The 16,751-nt window shown below is 50.5% G+C and carries 15 protein-coding genes; 6 read left to right on the top strand and 9 right to left on the bottom strand.

Annotation, left to right across the window (positions count from 1 at the left end; all coding sequences use genetic code 11):
• Positions 1 to 186 precede the first annotated feature (186 nt).
• The gene (prfC, locus tag CDA54_RS04780) at positions 187 to 1,773 is read left to right on the top strand and encodes a peptide chain release factor 3 (protein WP_099033880.1); all 1,587 of its coding nucleotides are present in this window, start codon (positions 187 to 189) and stop codon (positions 1,771 to 1,773) included.
• Positions 1,774 to 1,911: 138 nt separating this feature from the next.
• Positions 1,912 to 3,648, top strand: a complete 1,737-nt coding sequence (gene argS / locus CDA54_RS04775; RefSeq protein WP_099033879.1) for an arginine--tRNA ligase — start codon at positions 1,912 to 1,914, stop codon at positions 3,646 to 3,648.
• Between the two features lie 147 nt (positions 3,649 to 3,795).
• Here the strand turns inward: argS and CDA54_RS04770 are convergent, their stop codons facing one another.
• The 9 genes from CDA54_RS04770 to CDA54_RS04730 all read right to left on the bottom strand — a co-directional run bounded on the left by CDA54_RS04770 (position 3,796) and on the right by CDA54_RS04730 (position 13,947).
• Positions 3,796 to 4,497 carry a DUF3379 domain-containing protein gene (locus tag CDA54_RS04770; RefSeq protein ID WP_099033878.1) on the bottom strand — a complete coding sequence of 234 codons (702 nt, stop codon included), beginning with the start codon at positions 4,495 to 4,497 and terminating at the stop codon, positions 3,796 to 3,798.
• The gene (locus tag CDA54_RS04765; RefSeq protein ID WP_099033877.1) at positions 4,490 to 5,047 is read right to left on the bottom strand and encodes a sigma-70 family RNA polymerase sigma factor; all 558 of its coding nucleotides are present in this window, start codon (positions 5,045 to 5,047) and stop codon (positions 4,490 to 4,492) included. The genes CDA54_RS04770 and CDA54_RS04765 overlap by 8 nt, the downstream gene beginning before the upstream one ends.
• A gap of 84 nt (positions 5,048 to 5,131) precedes the next feature.
• Positions 5,132 to 6,970 (bottom strand): DUF885 domain-containing protein, encoded by a 1,839-nt coding sequence (locus tag CDA54_RS04760; protein WP_099033876.1) that lies wholly within the window; start codon positions 6,968 to 6,970, stop codon positions 5,132 to 5,134.
• A gap of 31 nt (positions 6,971 to 7,001) precedes the next feature.
• Entirely contained in the window at positions 7,002 to 8,744 is a 1,743-nt protein-coding gene (locus CDA54_RS04755; RefSeq protein ID WP_099033875.1) for a BatD family protein, read from the bottom strand.
• Positions 8,744 to 10,567 (bottom strand): VWA domain-containing protein, encoded by a 1,824-nt coding sequence (locus CDA54_RS04750; protein WP_099033874.1) that lies wholly within the window; start codon positions 10,565 to 10,567, stop codon positions 8,744 to 8,746. Before CDA54_RS04750 ends, CDA54_RS04755 begins: the two co-directional genes overlap by 1 nt.
• Positions 10,564 to 11,565 (bottom strand): vWA domain-containing protein, encoded by a 1,002-nt coding sequence (locus CDA54_RS04745; RefSeq protein ID WP_099033873.1) that lies wholly within the window; start codon positions 11,563 to 11,565, stop codon positions 10,564 to 10,566. Before CDA54_RS04745 ends, CDA54_RS04750 begins: the two co-directional genes overlap by 4 nt.
• Complete coding sequence (locus CDA54_RS04740) at positions 11,558 to 12,049, bottom strand: DUF4381 domain-containing protein (protein ID WP_099033872.1); 492 nt, start codon at positions 12,047 to 12,049, stop codon at positions 11,558 to 11,560. Before CDA54_RS04740 ends, CDA54_RS04745 begins: the two co-directional genes overlap by 8 nt.
• Positions 12,046 to 12,981 carry a DUF58 domain-containing protein gene (locus tag CDA54_RS04735; protein ID WP_099033871.1) on the bottom strand — a complete coding sequence of 312 codons (936 nt, stop codon included), beginning with the start codon at positions 12,979 to 12,981 and terminating at the stop codon, positions 12,046 to 12,048. Before CDA54_RS04735 ends, CDA54_RS04740 begins: the two co-directional genes overlap by 4 nt.
• 9 nt (positions 12,982 to 12,990) lie before the next feature.
• Positions 12,991 to 13,947 (bottom strand): AAA family ATPase, encoded by a 957-nt coding sequence (locus CDA54_RS04730; RefSeq protein ID WP_099033870.1) that lies wholly within the window; start codon positions 13,945 to 13,947, stop codon positions 12,991 to 12,993.
• A 375-nt stretch (positions 13,948 to 14,322) separates the two neighbouring features.
• Here CDA54_RS04730 and CDA54_RS04725 point away from each other — a divergent pair, with 375 nt between their 5' ends.
• From CDA54_RS04725 to CDA54_RS04715, 4 genes are all read left to right on the top strand, one after another.
• Positions 14,323 to 14,688 (top strand): phasin-related domain-containing protein, encoded by a 366-nt coding sequence (locus CDA54_RS04725; RefSeq protein ID WP_099033869.1) that lies wholly within the window; start codon positions 14,323 to 14,325, stop codon positions 14,686 to 14,688.
• A 104-nt stretch (positions 14,689 to 14,792) separates the two neighbouring features.
• Positions 14,793 to 15,392, top strand: coding sequence for a hypothetical protein (locus tag CDA54_RS04720; protein WP_180237114.1), 600 nt, complete (start codon positions 14,793 to 14,795; stop codon positions 15,390 to 15,392).
• A gap of 288 nt (positions 15,393 to 15,680) precedes the next feature.
• Positions 15,681 to 15,872: a hypothetical protein gene (locus tag CDA54_RS19550; RefSeq protein ID WP_180237113.1), complete on the top strand. Its 192-nt coding sequence runs from the start codon at positions 15,681 to 15,683 to the stop codon at positions 15,870 to 15,872.
• A gap of 48 nt (positions 15,873 to 15,920) precedes the next feature.
• Positions 15,921 to 16,556, top strand: a complete 636-nt coding sequence (locus CDA54_RS04715) for an ATP-binding protein (protein WP_099033867.1) — start codon at positions 15,921 to 15,923, stop codon at positions 16,554 to 16,556.
• Positions 16,557 to 16,751: the final 195 nt, after the last annotated feature.

The raw sequence follows: 16,751 nt of genomic DNA, 5'->3' as shown, positions 1-16,751 counted from the left end.
TATCACGATACTTTAGCGGCCGGCAGCTACAGCGTCTTCCACGGGTCAGACTTGTCTGTTGCAGCGATTATTGGTCAAGCTCAGGGGCGACACAGAACAACTATTCGGCTACAATCCGTGACCATATGATTTCCATTTCTGACCGCTGCCAGAGAATCTGGCACAGCAACATCAACAGAGAGTAACGTGGCCAGTAAAAGCTATCTTGAACAACTTAATAAGCGCAGAACCTTTGCCATCATATCGCATCCCGATGCCGGTAAAACCACCATTACGGAAAAAGTCTTATTGTTCGGTAAAGCCCTGCAAAAGGCGGGTACGGTAAAAGGTAAGAAGTCCGGTCAACATGCCAAATCAGACTGGATGGAAATGGAGAAAGAACGAGGCATTTCTGTTACCACCTCGGTGATGCAGTTCCCTTACCATGACCATCTGGTGAACCTGCTGGATACGCCCGGGCACGAAGACTTCTCAGAAGATACCTATCGGACCCTGACAGCGGTGGACTCCTGTCTGATGGTAATCGATTCGGCTAAAGGGGTTGAAGCCCGTACCATCAAACTGATGGAAGTGACCCGATTGCGTGATACGCCCATTATCACCTTTATGAACAAGCTTGATCGTGACACCCGTGACCCGGTGGAATTGCTGGATGAAGTGGAAGAGGTGCTGAAAATTAAGTGTGCACCCATTACCTGGCCCATCGGCATGGGCAAGGAATTCAAAGGGGTTTACCACCTGCTTCGTGATGAAACCATTTTGTACCAGACCGGCCAGGGCCACACCATGCAGGACAGCCGCATAATAAAGGGGCTGGATAATCCGGAACTGGACGAGGCTATCGGCAGTTATGCCCAGGAGTTACGTGAGGTACTGGAACTGGTTCAGGGGGCATCCCATGAGTTTGACCAGCAAGAGTTTTTGCGCGGTGAACTGTCGCCGGTGTTTTTCGGTACCGCTTTGGGTAACTTTGGCGTGGATCATATGCTCGATGGGCTGGTGGAATGGGCGCCGCGTCCCCTCAACCGAGCGGCTGCTCAGCGTGAAGTTTCTGTCGAAGAAGAAAAATTCAGCGGCTTTGTGTTTAAGATTCAGGCTAATATGGACCCCAAACACCGCGACCGTATTGCCTTTTGTCGGATTGTTTCAGGCACCTTTGAAAAAGGCATGAAGTTGTTCCAGAGCCGTATCGGCAAGGATGTGCGGATTTCCGACGCACTGACCTTTATGGCCGGTGATCGTGAAGCGCTGGATACCGCCTATGCAGGAGACATCATCGGTTTACACAATCATGGTTCGATTCAGATTGGCGATACCTTCAGTGAAGGTGAAATGCTGAAATTCACCGGTATTCCTAACTTTGCGCCCGAATTGTTTAAACGTATCCGTCTGCGCGATCCACTCAAGCAGAAGCAATTACTGAAAGGATTGATTCAGCTGGCTGAAGAGGGTGCCGTACAGGTATTCAGACCCATGCAGAACAACGATTTGATCGTGGGTGCAGTGGGCGTGTTGCAGTTTGATGTAGTCGTGGCCAGGCTTAAAGCCGAATACAAGGTGGAAGCTATTTACGAGCCGGTGAATGTCAGTACCGCCCGCTGGATATATTGTGATGACGCGAAGAAACTCGATGAGTTTAAACGCAAAGCCGAGGCGAATCTGGCGCTGGATGGTGGCGATAACCTGACCTACATTGCGCCGACGATGGTCAACTTGTCACTGGCACAGGAACGCCATCCTGATATTAAGTTTGTACAAACCCGCGAACATTAACATCTAACCACAGAGTCACGGAGGGCACAGAGGGCGTTGGGAATGAATGTTGATGCAGTTTTCACATAAACCTGAAAAACGGTTCTCCACCTCCGTGTTCTTTGTGCCTCTGTGGTGAAAAAAGAGTTGAACTTAACGATGAATATACAACAGCTATTACTGGACAGATTTAAGCAGGCATTGGGTAAGATTGATGCGCCCAAAGACACTAACCTGCCTTTGACCCGCAGTACCCGCCCTGAGTTTGGTGATTACCAGTTTAACGGTGCCATGGCACTGGCGAAGGCGTTGAAACAAAAGCCAAGAGATATTGCAGAGCAGATCCTCAGCGCCGTTGAGCTTGACGATATGGTGGCAAAACTGGAGGTAGCCGGTCCCGGTTTTATTAATATTCATTTGCGTCCACAGTGGCTGGCTCAAAAACTGGGTGATGCGCTTGTGCACGAACACCTGGGCATCGATAAAGAAACACCGCAAACCATCGTAGTGGATTATTCCTCACCCAACCTGGCCAAAGAAATGCACGTGGGCCATTTGCGTTCCACCATTATCGGTGACGCTGTGGTCCGGACCCTGGAGTTTATGGGGCATAAGGTCATTCGTCAGAACCATATGGGAGATTGGGGCACTCAGTTTGGCATGTTACTGGCTCATCTGAGCGACAAGCTGGCCTCGGATCAGGTGGCGGAAACGGCACTGTCAGATCTGGAGGATTTCTACCGTGAGGCCAAAATCCGGTTTGATGAAGAACAGGGCTTTGCCGACCGGGCCCGCGAATATGTGGTGCGGCTGCAAGGTGGCGACACCCAGTGCAGTCAGTTATGGCAAAAGTTTATCGACGTTTCTATTGCCCACAGTGAAGAGGTTTACCAAAAACTCAATGTGACACTCAGCCGCGGCGATATTATGGGCGAAAGTACCTATAACAAAGAGCTGGCAGGTATTGTGGCGCAGTTGAAGGAAGCAAATATTGCGGTGGAAGACCAGGGGGCTCAGGTGGTGTTTTTACCTGAACTGGCTGATAAAGAAGGCAAACCGGCGGTCTATATTATTCAGAAATCCGGTGGCGGTTATTTGTATTCCACTACGGATCTGGCCGCGATGCGTTATCGCTCATTCGATTTAGATGCCGACCGCATATTGATCTTCACCGATGCCCGTCAGGCACTGCATTTCAGACAAACTGAAATTGTGGGGCGCAGAGCCGGTCTGTTGCGTGAAAGCACCACCTATGAGCATTGCCCTTTTGGGATGATGCTGGGTAAAGATGGCAAGCCATTTAAAACGCGCAGTGGCGCTACCATCAAGCTGGCCGATTTGCTGGATGAAGCGGTACAACGCTCGGCAACGCTGCTAGCCTCAAGAGACTCAGAGCTTAATGATCAGCAGCGCGCAGAAATTGTGCGTAAAGTCGGCATTGGTGCAGTCAAATATGCCGATTTAAGTAAAAACCGTACCACCGATTATATTTTTGACTGGGATACCATGCTCAGTTTTGAGGGCAATACCGCGCCGTATTTGCAGTACGCTTATACCAGGGTGCAGAGTATTTTTCGCAAGGCCGGAGTCGCTCAGGAAGGGATTAACGGTGAGTTAATAATTAGCGAGCCTCAGGAGCGTGCGCTGGCGGTACAGTTAATGCAGTTTATCGAGGCCCTGCAGCAGGTTGAAAAAGACGCTGCCCCCCATGTTTTATGCAGCTACCTGTTTGATTTGGCGAGTCTGTTTATGACCTTCTACGAGGCCTGTCCAATCCTCAAAACCGATGTGGCTGCAGAGCTGCGCCAGAGCCGGTTATTGCTTGCCAGTCTGACCGCCAGAACTCTGAAAACAGGTCTGGAACTGCTTGGGATTGAAACCATGGAGAAAATGTAAGTTCTCTGTCTTCGTTGAACAAGGCAAAGAGGTTTTCAGAAAAGTTATCAGCTATCAGTCTTCAGTTTTCGAACTGATGGCTGTGGACTGAAAGCTGATAACTTAAATGATCAACCTCTTTGTTCTTTGTGATTAACGTGCTGTGTATCAGGCCGCGAACAATAACCGGCTTTGCAGTTTATTCTGGATTTTTTGCAATGACTGCTGATTGGCTCCCACCATTATCAGACTTGCCTGTTGCAGTGCCATCCCCCGGCCCTGATAGCGTTCGTCGTTAAATTGTTGCTGCAGTTTCTGGTTGTCTTTATGGGGTACGACAAACACCGTGACTTTACCATGTTCACCCTCAATCACCATGTGCAGGCTTTTGACCCGGTTAAAGTCACAGAAGTTAGCGTAATAAACCTTACCGATATCGTCGGTAAACTGGCCGCCAAAACTCGCCAGCTTGGCGTTCACCTGTTCAAGAGGCACATTCTCGTCTACCTGCAGTGCGCCCGCATCATGGTAAACATGGGCCAGCGCATGTTTTGACAAATCCACGTCCTGTTGTTGCCATAAGGTAAAACTCACACCCAGCATGAAAATCACTGATGCGGCGATAGACAAGTGCCAGCGGCGCTTTACCTGTTGCTGCTTATGGGCTTGCATAGACTGCTTTAGCAATACGCGTTGTGCCAGACCGTCAGGCACCGGAACTTTTGCCGTATTTTTCAGAGCTTTATCCAGTCGCTTCATTTCATCCCAGAATTGCTGCTTTGCAGGATCGTTCCCGGCAGCCTGTTTGACATCGTCTCTGTCACAATAGGGGTCGGCATAAATGGTACGGCGGAATTCTAAATCATCCATTGTTACGCCCTCTTGTCTTTTCACTACTTTCCAAGGCCTCTTTAATCTGATTTCTGGCCCGGAATAGTCGGGTCATTACGGTGTTTTTGTTCAGTGTCAGCTGTGCTGCAATTTCATCACCGCTAAAGCCAAACATGATTTGCAGAATCAGAGGCTCGCGGTATTCCTCGCTCAGCCCGCTCATCAGCTTGTGCAGCTCCTGGTGTTCCAGTTGAGTATCATGATCTGGTCCGCCATCACAAAGGGCCACATCATCCATATCCACCAGATCAAACTGCTTACGCTCGAAGCGGCGGGCATTTTCGCGACGCAATATGGTGATCAGCCAGGATTTAGCGGCTTTCTCATCGTTCAGGGAGTCCAGTGACTTCCAGGCACGTAAAAAGGTTTCCTGAGTAATATCCTCAGCAATGGCCTTGTTGCCCACCAGCCAGTATGCGTAGCGATAGATATCACTATGCATGGCCTGCACCAGAGTCTCGTAGCGTTTCTGTTTGCTTATCATGTCTGTATTGACCGGGGGGGAGGGGCTTTGCTTTCGTAAAAACATAATGTTTTGCTACTTAAAGTGCGTGGTACCAGTATAAATACAAAAAAGTCCGGCGTTTGCCGGACTTTCAATTTTTTATTTACTTCAGGCTTGTTTGACTTCTGCCACCCAGTTACGGATCTTGCTTTCCAGGATACTCATGGGTACCGGACCATCTTTGAGTATTTCATCGTGAAAGCCCCGGTAGTCAAAGTCATCACCTAACTCATCCATTGCCCATTGGCGAAGTTCCATAATCTTCAGCTTGCCGATCATATAGGCCGTAGCCTGGCCGGGCATGGCAATGTAGCGCTCAATTGCTTTAGTGGCATCGCCTGCCGGGTTAGGGGTATTTTTAATCAGATAATCAATCGCTTCCTCGCGAGTCCATCTCTTCGCGTGGATGCCAGTATCCACTACCAGACGACAGGCCCGCCATAGTTCCATGGCCAGACGACCGAAGTCAGAGTAGGGGTCTTCATAAAAGCCCATGTCTTTGGCGAGTTCTTCGGTATACAGTCCCCAGCCTTCGGTATAAGCAGTGAACGATACATATTTCTGGAATTCAGGAATACCTTCCAGCTCTTGTGCAATAGCACGTTGCATATGATGGCCCGGAATACCTTCATGATAGGCCAGCGCTTCCATCTGATAGGTAGGCATGTCTCTCATATTATACAGGTTTGCATAATAGGTGCCTGGCCGGCTGCCATCTTTGGCGGGGCTCTGATAAAACGCTTTACCTGCAGATTTTTCTCTGAATTCCTCTACCCGCTTGACGACCATATCAGCCTCTGGCAGCAAGCCGAAATATTCAGGGATTTTTTGTTCCATGGTGTCGATCAGGGCTTTGGCTTCTGAAAGATAGCGGCTACGGCCTTCTGGAGTGGCAGGGTAGTAAAACTGCTCGTCGGTACGCATAAACTCGAAGAATTCGCTTAAGTTACCGTCAAATTCCACCTGCTGCATAATTTCGCGCATCAGATTATGGATCCGCGCGACATTATCCAGGCCAATCTGATGCACTTCATCGGCGTTAAGATCGGTAGTAGTGAACCATTGCAGACGGTTTTTATACCACTTGTCGCCATCAGGCAAACGCCAGACACCATCACCTTCAGGTGAGAGTTGCCGCTGCCGGGCCAGTTCATCAATCAACTTCTCATAAGCCGGCCTGACCTTAGTGATTAAGGCTGTTCTGGCCTGTTCAAGCAAATCCTGGGTTTCGGTTTCACCAATATCCAGCCTGGCCACTTTGTTCTGGAAGTCATTCCAGATAGTGGATGATTTGTCCATCCCGACAAAGGGCGCACCTGTTATCACATTTTTCGCGGCATCAATCATCTGGTCATAAGACCAAGTAGGTGGAAACACACCCAGCTCCTGACGGATTCTTAACTGATCAATCACCTGATTAAACAGTGATTCAACGCCGTTGAGGCGGGCGATATACGCTTCGGCATCATCCAGAGTTTTAACACTATGAATGTTGATCAGAAAGCTCGGTACCGTTGTGTGCCAGGCGCGGAACTGATCCATGATATAGGTATGATAGCGAAATTTGTCATTAGCCAGCTTGCGCTTAACGTCTGTTTTGTAAACCTGATAGCTCAACTTTTCCTGATCGCTGAGTTTCTCTGTATCAAAGCTTTCCAGGGTAGCCATGCGTTCTTTGAGCAGTCTGGCGGTTTCTTCTTCGTGCTGCTGTGAGATATCGTTCCATTTATCATAATCCCACTTAATCCCCAGGTAGCTCTGACGCATGGGCGCGCGCTCAAGATCCTGTTTAAAGCTCTGTTCAAAAAAGTTCGCCAGACGCTCTGATTCACTTTGTTGCTGTTGCACCTTCTCAGCCGTTGCCGGCTTTTGTGACTCCTGAGCCGGGCTACAGCCGGCGATAGCCAGTGCGATTAAACTGGCCTGAAATATTTGTCTATGCTGCATAATACTGGTCCTGTTTATGTTGTTCTTATTGTTATTCAATATTTAATGACACCAGTTGGTGGCCGGGTCTGGATTTTGATTTTCCTGATGCTTTACGGTGTTTGTGCAATAAAGCGATCAGTTTATCGGCCTGCCAGTTATTCTGGATCTTGCCGTAACGGCTGGCGAGAAGCAGGTTAATCTGCTCGTTCAGAGCATCATCCTGCAGTCGCTGCTGGCAATCGGCCAGATTGCCCTGAATACCTAAGTGACAGCGCAGCCAGGGTGTCAATGCTGTAATCACTGCCTGGCTGTCTTTGCGCTTTACAGCCTGCTGTAATTGCTGCCACAGATTTTTTTCATTCTCTGCACCGACGGCCTTAGGTTTAGCTTTAGTCTTAGTCTGTTTATGACGGCTTTTCCACCACCAGAGTAGCAGGGTCAATAGCCATAAGGCCAGTAGCAGGATAGTGGCGACAGACCACCAGTTTGTGGAGTCTGAGTCATTCACGGAACGGAGCCCGGGTGAAAGCCCATCGCGCTGAGGTTCCTCATCAACTCCACGGGGATCTTCGACAGTTGTTTCTGCCGGGGCCGGAGTTGGGGTGGCGGTGCCCGGGGTGACCTCTGCCGGCGCTATCGTCAATGTCTGCTCAGGCAAGGTGGCATATTCGGTTTTCTTTGTCAGCGTGTTAAACCAGGCAACCCTGACCTGGGGGATGGTTAATTCGCCCGCCCGGGTTGGAATAATGGCTATGGTTTCCTGGCGCTGAGCCACTAAGGTATCATCCTTTTCCACTGTGCTGGTGCTGGCCTGGTCCGGATAGCTCTTAAACTCATCCGGGTACTGGCTGTTTATTTCGGGCAGCTGCTCTTCTACCACACCCAGCGCGGTAAGCGTCAGGATGCGGGTAATGGGTTCCCCTACCTTGTACTGCTCACCGGCACCTTGCCACTCCTGATGCAACTCAACGTATTCGCTGGGTAACCAGTGTGGCTGGTAATTGTCCGGCATAGGCAAAACCTCTATGTCAATGGCCTGACCGACCCGGCTGACGGGCTTCGACTGGTTAAAAAAGCCATAGGAGCGATTGCCGGACTGGGTGATTTCACCATCGAAGATAGGCCCTTCGATGGTAAACGTTCCGCTGGACTGGGGAATAATCGCGAAACGCCGCTCTATCACACGGTAGCGCTGACCTTTGGAGATTTCTGTATATTCCTTGTCCTTGCCGATCTGGCGTATATCGGCATTCTCCAGTTTTGGAGCAGTGAGGCTGCCTCGTTGCAGATCTCTGGATAAATACAGCTTCGCCACATAGTGAATCTGTTGTTGCAAATACACCTTGTTCAGATCCACTTCGGTCTCAATATAGATGTCCCTGGCCTGATTGGCCGTGGCCTGACTGGCCGGCAATACCATCAGCTCTATTGGCTCAGAACGCTGGCCGGCAATCTCGAAAGCCGGAATGGTATAACGGCCGGGCTCACGGGGTATCAATCTGGTCGTCCAGCGGGTGGTTCGGGTCATGTCGAAATTGATGATCTGGGTCTGGGTACTGACCGATGTACGCCCGACAACGAAATCCTTGAGCAACACCGAGGAATCAAACAGATTGTTGTCTACCACATCATTGGCGGACACCTCCAGAATAATGGCTTCATCCACCATCGCCGGGTTTTTATCCACGCTTGCCGTTACTTCGGTAACATCCGCCAGGGCCGGCAAAGCCATTAATGACCAGGCGATCAGCATGACCCAGTAAGATTTGATTGGTCGGGTGAAATTCTGCATTACCAATTCCTTTGTAATCTGTTGGGTAAAGATTGACGACGACGTTGCTGGTTTTCCAGCATCATTTTGCGTTTGAGCAGGTAAGCCGGGTCATCAGGAACTCTGCGTAACAGCTTTTCAAGCCGTTGCTGCTGTTCACGTTCTTCGTCACTAAGCGGCTGCTCCTGGGCCTGTTGCTGTTGATTGTCATTTTCCTGTTCAGCCGACTCGTCTTCTTTGTCAGCTTGTTCTTGTTGCGCTTGTTCTTGCTGGTCCTGTTGTTCCGGTTCAGATTCAGACTGTTGTTCACCCTGCTGTTGATCATCGGATTGTTGCTGATCATCCGATTGTTGCTGATCCTGCTGGCCTTGCTGGTTCTGATTATCGCCCTGCTGGCTCTCATCCTGTTGCTGATTTTGTTCTGAATCCTGCTGCTGATCTGAAGATTGCTGATCCTGTTGTTGTTGTTGCTTCTGTTGTTCCAGCAGTTTTTTATTAAAGCGGGCATCCTCGTGATCAGGATCAGCCTCCAGGGCTTTTTCATAAGCTTCAATGGCCTGATCCAGTTCTCCCAGTCTGGCCAGGGCGTTACCCCGGTTGTACCACGCCTGTGGGCTCTGGCTCTGAGAAAAGGCTTCTAAAGCCGCCGCGTAGTCACCTTCCCGGTAATGGGCGCTGCCGCGCCACAAGGGGTCGTTAAACTGACTGGCGGCGGCATCGTATTGTTCATTGTTAAAGGCTTGTTGCCCCTGTTGATCCGGGCGCTGCCAGAGATCGTCCCACAGACCCGCCTGTGCTTTGGGAACATAAAACCCTGGCAGCAGCAGGCAGAGTATGGCCACACTCATAAGACCGCGACGAAACCCATAGGCGGCCAGTGGTAACAGAATGAGTAGCAGATAGGGGCCGGCTTCGTACCACTGGTCACCCTGATGATCTTCTTCCTGCTCCTGTTCGGCTTTGTCTCTGCCCAGCAAGGACTGATTGATCAGTGTGTCGATGTCGCCGTTATCCGGGCGAAGTGCAGTAAATACACCCCCGCCTTGTCGTGCGATAAGCTGCAAATCAGAGGTCTCCAGTTTAGGGATCACAATGCTGCCACTGCCGTCCTTCATTAATTTGCCATTTTGTAAGCTGATAGGAGCACCATCTTCAGTACCGACACCGAGTACGGAAAGGCGGTAATTGCTTTGGTTGATCAATCTGCTCAGAGGCGCGATCTGCGACATCTCCACACCATCGGTGATCCAGAATATTTCCCCTTCCTGATACCCGGCACTTTGCAACAGCTCTACCGCCAGTTGCAGGCCACTTTGTGGGTCACTGCCGGGAAGCGGCATGATTTCCGGCGACAGGGCCGGTATAAGGCTGATCAGGGTTTCGCTGTCACTGCTGAGCGGGCTGATGACATAGGCATCGCCGGCGTAGGCCACGAGACCGGTTTCCCCTTCGGTGATTTGTTTAATCAAATCAATGGCTTTGTATCTGGCCCTTGTCAGACGGTCGGGTTTGATATCGGTGGCTCGCATGGAAAACGACATATCCATAATCACCACTTTTCCGGTATGTAGCTGGTACACCGGCTGAGGTAAGCGTTCCCACGTGGGACCGGCCAGCGCAACACTGGCCAGTAACCAGCCGATAGCCAGCAGATACAGCGGCGGGCGATTTTTAATGCCGCCCTGTGTGCTCAGCAGGTGTTGGTACAAATGGGGTGCAAGCACTTGCTGCCAGCCACTCCGATGCCGATTCAGATAATGCAGCACAATAAACAGCAGCGCTAGCGGCACCAGAGTAAGCAGCCACCAGGGGCGCAGAAAGTGCAATTCATTTAACCACATCATGCCCGAGCCCTCCCTGAATGTCTTAACCAGTGCCAGACAGGCGGCAGACAAAGCAGTGCGCTAAGCAACAATGCCAATGCTAACGGATAGTAAAATAGTGCAGTTTGAGGGCGCATTTGCCTGCTTTCACGGGCAATCGGCTCAAGCTCATCAAGGCGCGCATAAATGGCCTCCAGGCTTTGGGTATCCCGGGCACGGAAATAGCGGCCGCCGGTACTTTCTGCCAGTTGAGTCAGCATATCTTCATCCAGCTCGGCAGAAGGGTTGACGCGCCGATTACCAAACAGACTCTGCACCAGCATCTGGTCGGCTCCGACACCAATGGGGTAGATGGTCACATCGTTAGCGATCGCCAGTTCATTGGCCTGTTCGGGGCTGATATTTCCTGCGGTGTTCTGACCATCGGTAAGCAGGATCAGAATACGGTTAGACTCCTGCCTTGCTTCGAAGCGCTTGACCGCCAGGCCAATGGCATCACCGATGGCAGTCTGATCACCGACCAGCCCTATGACAGTCTCATCGAGCAACTGGACAACAGTTTCTCTGTCGTAGGTCAGCGGAGCCTGTTGATAAGCAGTATCGGCGAAAAGAATCAGTCCAAGACGATCCCCTACGCGGCGCTGAATAAAATCTCCGAGTACGTGTTTAATCATTCGCAGCCGGTCTACCTGTTGGCCGTTTACCACCATATCTTCGACTTTCATACTGCCGGAAAGGTCCACCGCAATCATCAGATCACGCCCCTTGGCAGGAATGTTAATGGGTTCGCCCAGCCACTGCGGACGCGCCGCAGCGAGCACCAGGCAGATCCAGGCAACCGATGCCAGTATTAAACTTGCAGTGCCCTGACCGGACGCGGATTTTACGCCAGGTAAATCATTGTCTACCCGGGGCACCCTCAGTGCCGCAGTCTGCACTTTCTTACGGGACGGCAGTATTCTTATCAATAAGGGCAGGGGCAGAGCCAACAGTACCCATAACCAGGCAAATTCAAACATCGCGGGCCTCCTTTTTCGAAGGTGGCAATGCCTGACGGATCCAATCACTGACTAACGCTTTACCCGCTGTGATGGTTAATTTGGCTGAACCCGACTGGTAAAGCGAGTCCAGCACATGCTGATATTGCTGAATAAAATGTTGCCGCTTTTTCTCTGGTAATTTTGAGCCCAGAAAGTCAAGCCACTGTTGCTGATGCAAGGATGCAGTCTGTGCCCGTGGAAAATAACTCAGCGTCAGACGCTTGAGCAAGGCATTCAGTTGTTGTGGCCAGTGGTTGTCAGTTTCACTGATTTGCTCAAGCTCCGTAAGAGCTTCACGTATGGCTGCACGATAGCGATAGCGTCTTATCAGCCAGCGCACGGCGGTTATGATCAACGCCAGGCTGAGCAGAGCCAGGATCCACCAACCGGGTGCTGGCGGCCACCAACTGACTGGCTCGGGCAGATGTATGTCTTTGAGCTGTTCCAGTGGTGATGGGGTCATAATTTACCCCCTAACTGCTGTTCCAGCGACAGCCCTGCACTGATGGGCAATACCTGGCAACGACATTGCCTGAGCTGAGTATGGATATGTTCAAGCTGCTGCTGGTGCCGCTCTTTGTATGTCTGCGCCGTGGTTGTTTCACCCAGCGTCAGGCTGCGGGTGCGGTTGCCATCAGTAATACTGACATCCTGAGGTACACGCACTTGCGGTAATTCATGTTCAAATGGATCGCTGATAGGGTAGGCCACCAGTTCACAGTGGCGGCTTAGCTGAAATAAATGCTGGCGGGCCTGCTCATCAAACTGGCTGAAATCACTGATCAGAAAGATCAGGCTTCCGGGGTGAGCCATTCGCCGCATTCGGGCACAGGATTCGGCAAAACTGATTTGCGCAGGCTGCTCAGTCTGTTGCGGATGCAGCCGTAACAGGCCGTTAAGTAGTGACAGAACGGCTTTTTGCCGGGTCATCGGCTTGTATTCAAGATGCTCGCTTTGATTGTAAATCAGCCCACCGATACGATCTCCCCGCTTCCGCGCCGCCCAGGCAATCAGGGCGCTCAAATGTGCAGCCTGTACGGATTTAAACACGAAGCGGGTACCGAAGTGCATGCTGGCACTGAGATCGGTCAGCACAAAGATAGGCCTTTCTTTTTCTTCCCGGTAGAGCTTAGTGTGCGTCTTACCCGTTCTGGCTGTTACCCGCCAGTCAATGGCGCGTATATCGTCACCGGGTTGATAATGGCGGGCCTCGTCGAATTCCATCCCTCGCCCACGGGTTTTGGCCAGATAGGTTCCGGCCAGTTTTGACTGTATGGTTTTGCGCGGCTTGAGATCCAGCATGGCGGTTTTGCCCTGATAATAGAGCAATTCGTCCAATGCCAGATTAACGCCGTCGGTATGATGGCGGTTCAGCCAGTGGGTGATATCCTGCACTGCCTGCTCCTAGGGTACCGGTACCAGTTCCAGGATCCGGGCCAGTACCTGATTGGTGGTAATCCCCTGCGCTTCGGCGTCATAACTGAGTAATAACCGATGGCGCAGAACATTACTGAAAACCGCCTGTATATCATCGGGGCCGACGAAATCACGGCCCAGCAGCCAGGCGTGAGCGCGGGCACAGCGATCCAAAGAGATAGTTGCGCGGGGGCTGGCACCAAATTCAATCCAGCCAGCCAGCTCCTGATCCAGCTTCTGGGGTGTCCGGGTGGCCATAATCAGTTGCACCAGATAATTCTCCAGCGCTTCGGCCAGATGAATCTGCAGTACTTCTTCGCGTGCAGCAAAGATATCCTGCTGGCGCAGATTCGGGGCCGCCACCTGTTTAAGGTGCAGGGCCTCGTTGCGGGTCAGGCGCAGTATCTCTAATTCTGTTTCAGCACCCGGATAGTCAATTTCCAGATGCATTAAAAAGCGGTCTAACTGCGCTTCCGGCAGCGGGTAGGTACCTTCCTGCTCAATGGGGTTTTGTGTCGCCATAACCAGAAACAGCTCAGGCAACGGATAGGTTTTGTTACCTACGGTGATCTGACGCTCCGCCATGGCCTCCAGTAATGCCGACTGAACCTTGGCCGGGGCACGGTTGATCTCATCGGCCAGTACAAGATTATGAAACAGCGGACCTTTCTGAAAAACGAAGCTACCGTCTTCCGGGCGATAGATATCGGTACCTGTCAGGTCGGCTGGTAACAAGTCCGGGGTAAACTGAACGCGGTGAAAATCACCTTCAATACCGGTGGCCAGAGCGTTTACGGCCCGGGTTTTAGCCAGCCCGGGCGGACCTTCTACCAACAGGTGGCCGTCTGCCAGCAGGGCAATCAGAATATTTCTTGTGAGCGTAGATTGGCCCAGTACCTGGGCATCAAGATAGGTCTGAAGTTGTTTGAATTGTTCTACTGCCATTGCCCTTCCAAATCTTGTTTTGCTTAAACGATGCATTGCGCCGCATTCTCTGCTTTGATCATGCGTTAAACACAGTCTGCTAGTCAGTGGTTATGGGGTCACTTGCACTGTTTCCAAGGTGAATGCGGAGATTAGTGCCAAATTCAGGGGCATTGGAGGCTTTGTTTGCATCACAGTTCCCTGACTGAAAAAGAATGTTACAAACGAGGAGCGGTCCCAGTGCTTATTCCTTTCTTAAGAAGAAATAAAAAACACTTAAATATCAAAGTGCTGTCAGTTAACAGCATGCCTCAGAATAAAAATCGTTCAGTTAGTATGCGGTTTCTAATTTACCGGCGTAATCTTAGCAGCGTCGATACATAACGGAGCGAAACAATGACTAAACTAGACAGCATTAAAAACACAGTAAATGACGCCGAAGACTTTGCCCGCAAAATCTGGCTGGCAGGCCTCGGTGCTTACGGTAAGAGCCTGGACGAAGTGCAGGGTCGTTACGAAAAACTGAACGCCGACGCATCAAAAATGTTTGATGAGCTGGTGGTTAAAGGCACCAAACTGGAAACTGAAGCAAAAGGTAAAATCAAGGCCAAAACCAATGTGGAAGCCCGTGTTGCCGAAGTTCGCCAGAAATTGGGTCTGGACAAGCCGGAAATGGAACAGAAAGTCGACGAGCTTTCTGCCCGCATTGACGCTCTGACTGCGGCAGTGGCAACACTGGCCGAGAAGCAAAACAAGGCGTAAGGCAATCGTTGTAAGGACGATATGCCAGGGAATGGCCTGAATATTATGGTCACCCTGCTCACAGGCAGAGGTGACCAATACCGATCTTAAAAAGGAGAGTCATGGTGAAAACAGTCAAGAAAGTCGAGAAAAGCGGACGCAATACCTGGTTGGCAGGCCTGGGTGGATATGACACCAGTCGGGATGTGGCGGCAGATAAAATCGATCGACTGGTTGAAGGCACCGGCTCGACCATGGACAGTCTGGTAAGCCGTGGCCAGTTGGTAGAAGCAGACCTGAAGAAACGTTTGCAGTTACCCGAGTGGCTGAATCAGCGATTAAACGCCATTCGTGCCAGCCTTAATCCTGGCCAACAGCAGCTTGAAAGTGCCACCAATAAACTGGATCAGGCATTAAATACGTTAGAAGCGCTGGTTGCCAATGTAGAGCAGGAACAGAAAAAAGCTGAGCAGGCTAAAAAAGCAGAGCAGGCCAAAAAGGCTGCGGCAACCAAAGCCGCCGCGGCTAAAAAATCAAGCGTTAGTGGTACTAGCAGTAGCACCAGCAGCAACAGTACCCGTTCTACCAAAGCACCAGACCGTGCCACGTCGGCGAAAACCAAAAGCGCTGGCTCCGGTAGTTCGACACAGCGTAAAACGACCACCCGTCGTTCATCGTCAACCGGCAATAAGTCTGCCAGTACAGGCAGCAAAGCCAAAAGCTAGCGCTGTTAAATGCAGTAACGTTAAGAAGCCCGCAATATTGCGGGCTTTTTTATGCATGGAATAAGGTGGGAACGCGCATCGCCTCGGCTGTCGAGTCAGCAAATTCTGCCCCCTTTGTTTCCCAGATAATTCAGATACGCTTCCACTTTCATATCAACTATCTGTAAGGGGCAGTGCATCTGGTGCAAATGGCGAAACTACTGTTCTATCAGATATAAGTGTTAATGGTTCGCCCTGCGTCACGATGAATACACATCTGCTCTGCCGCAGACTGAAGAGAGAGGGATTTTGCCATCACAGTATGCCCGCATGCTGTATATTAATACAGTTATAGACCAACTTCCTGATAACAGCAAAAAAGAGGAACTTTACCGCTTTTCATCAGCAGAAAATTGCGCGCAACACCAGAGAACCGGTATGGCAGGTGGTGCAGACGGACTAAACATGCTACAAAAAAAAGAGGAAGTCTTCCGTGTTTAAACAAGGAATGATTCCAGTTATCTAAACGTTAGCACTCAGGAGGAATATTTGGCTATTGAGGAAGCATGCTCAACTGCATCAATGTGGATAGAGCCAAAGTACATAATTCCAGCATTCATGGTCTTGCTATCGTCTGGGCTTTTCCCATTATTGCTGCACAAATACAAAGTAAAACGCGAAAGAGAGGAAAAACTCTTTGATACCCGTAAGGAAGAGTACCAAGGGTATTTTAAGAAAATGGAAGAAGCTGCGCGTCTAGCGGGGCAAGATTATGACAAGTATTTATCGGAAACACTGCCCAATGCTTCACGCAAGTTATACGAGTCAAATTCTTCCCCAGAGGCGATGGTGGAGTATCAGCAAACGCTGAACGCCTTCACCAAAGATATCAACGAGGGCTTTCAAAAGGCCACCAACGAACTTGTTAGCCTTAGAATAGTTTGCAGTAACGAGTTAACAGTGTTGCTCGATGAGTTTGAGGGAACGTATCAAAACATGATGAATCTTCAGCCTCAAATGCTAGAAGAACTTAGAACCTGCCTAACGCCAGACTCATTCGCTACTGGTCAGTTCAACTTTGAGACACCTAGTAAAACCCGGATGACTGAATTGGGCGTGGCGCTGGTAAATACCAGAAACAAAATCATCAAAACTATGCGCGCGGAACTAGGCTTTGAGTGCTAACAAACCAACTCACGTGGACGGCTTTTCGCAGGCTTTCGTCGCTCCGCTCCTTATCTTAGCCTGCTCAATCCGCCCATGGTTGGGGCGTTAGGCATAAAGATGAATCCCATAGATCAAGCAAATAACTACGACAAAATCGCCGATCATTGGAACAGTTCGAAGTTCAACCGGAAATGCGTATTCTGCTGAAGCTGA

The sequence above is a fragment of the Lacimicrobium alkaliphilum genome (assembly GCF_002591895.1).
Taxonomy (GTDB): Bacteria; Pseudomonadota; Gammaproteobacteria; order Enterobacterales; family Alteromonadaceae; genus Lacimicrobium; species Lacimicrobium alkaliphilum.
The sequence above is the reverse complement of the archived record's forward strand: the minus strand, read 5'-3'. Positions and strand labels throughout refer to the sequence as shown.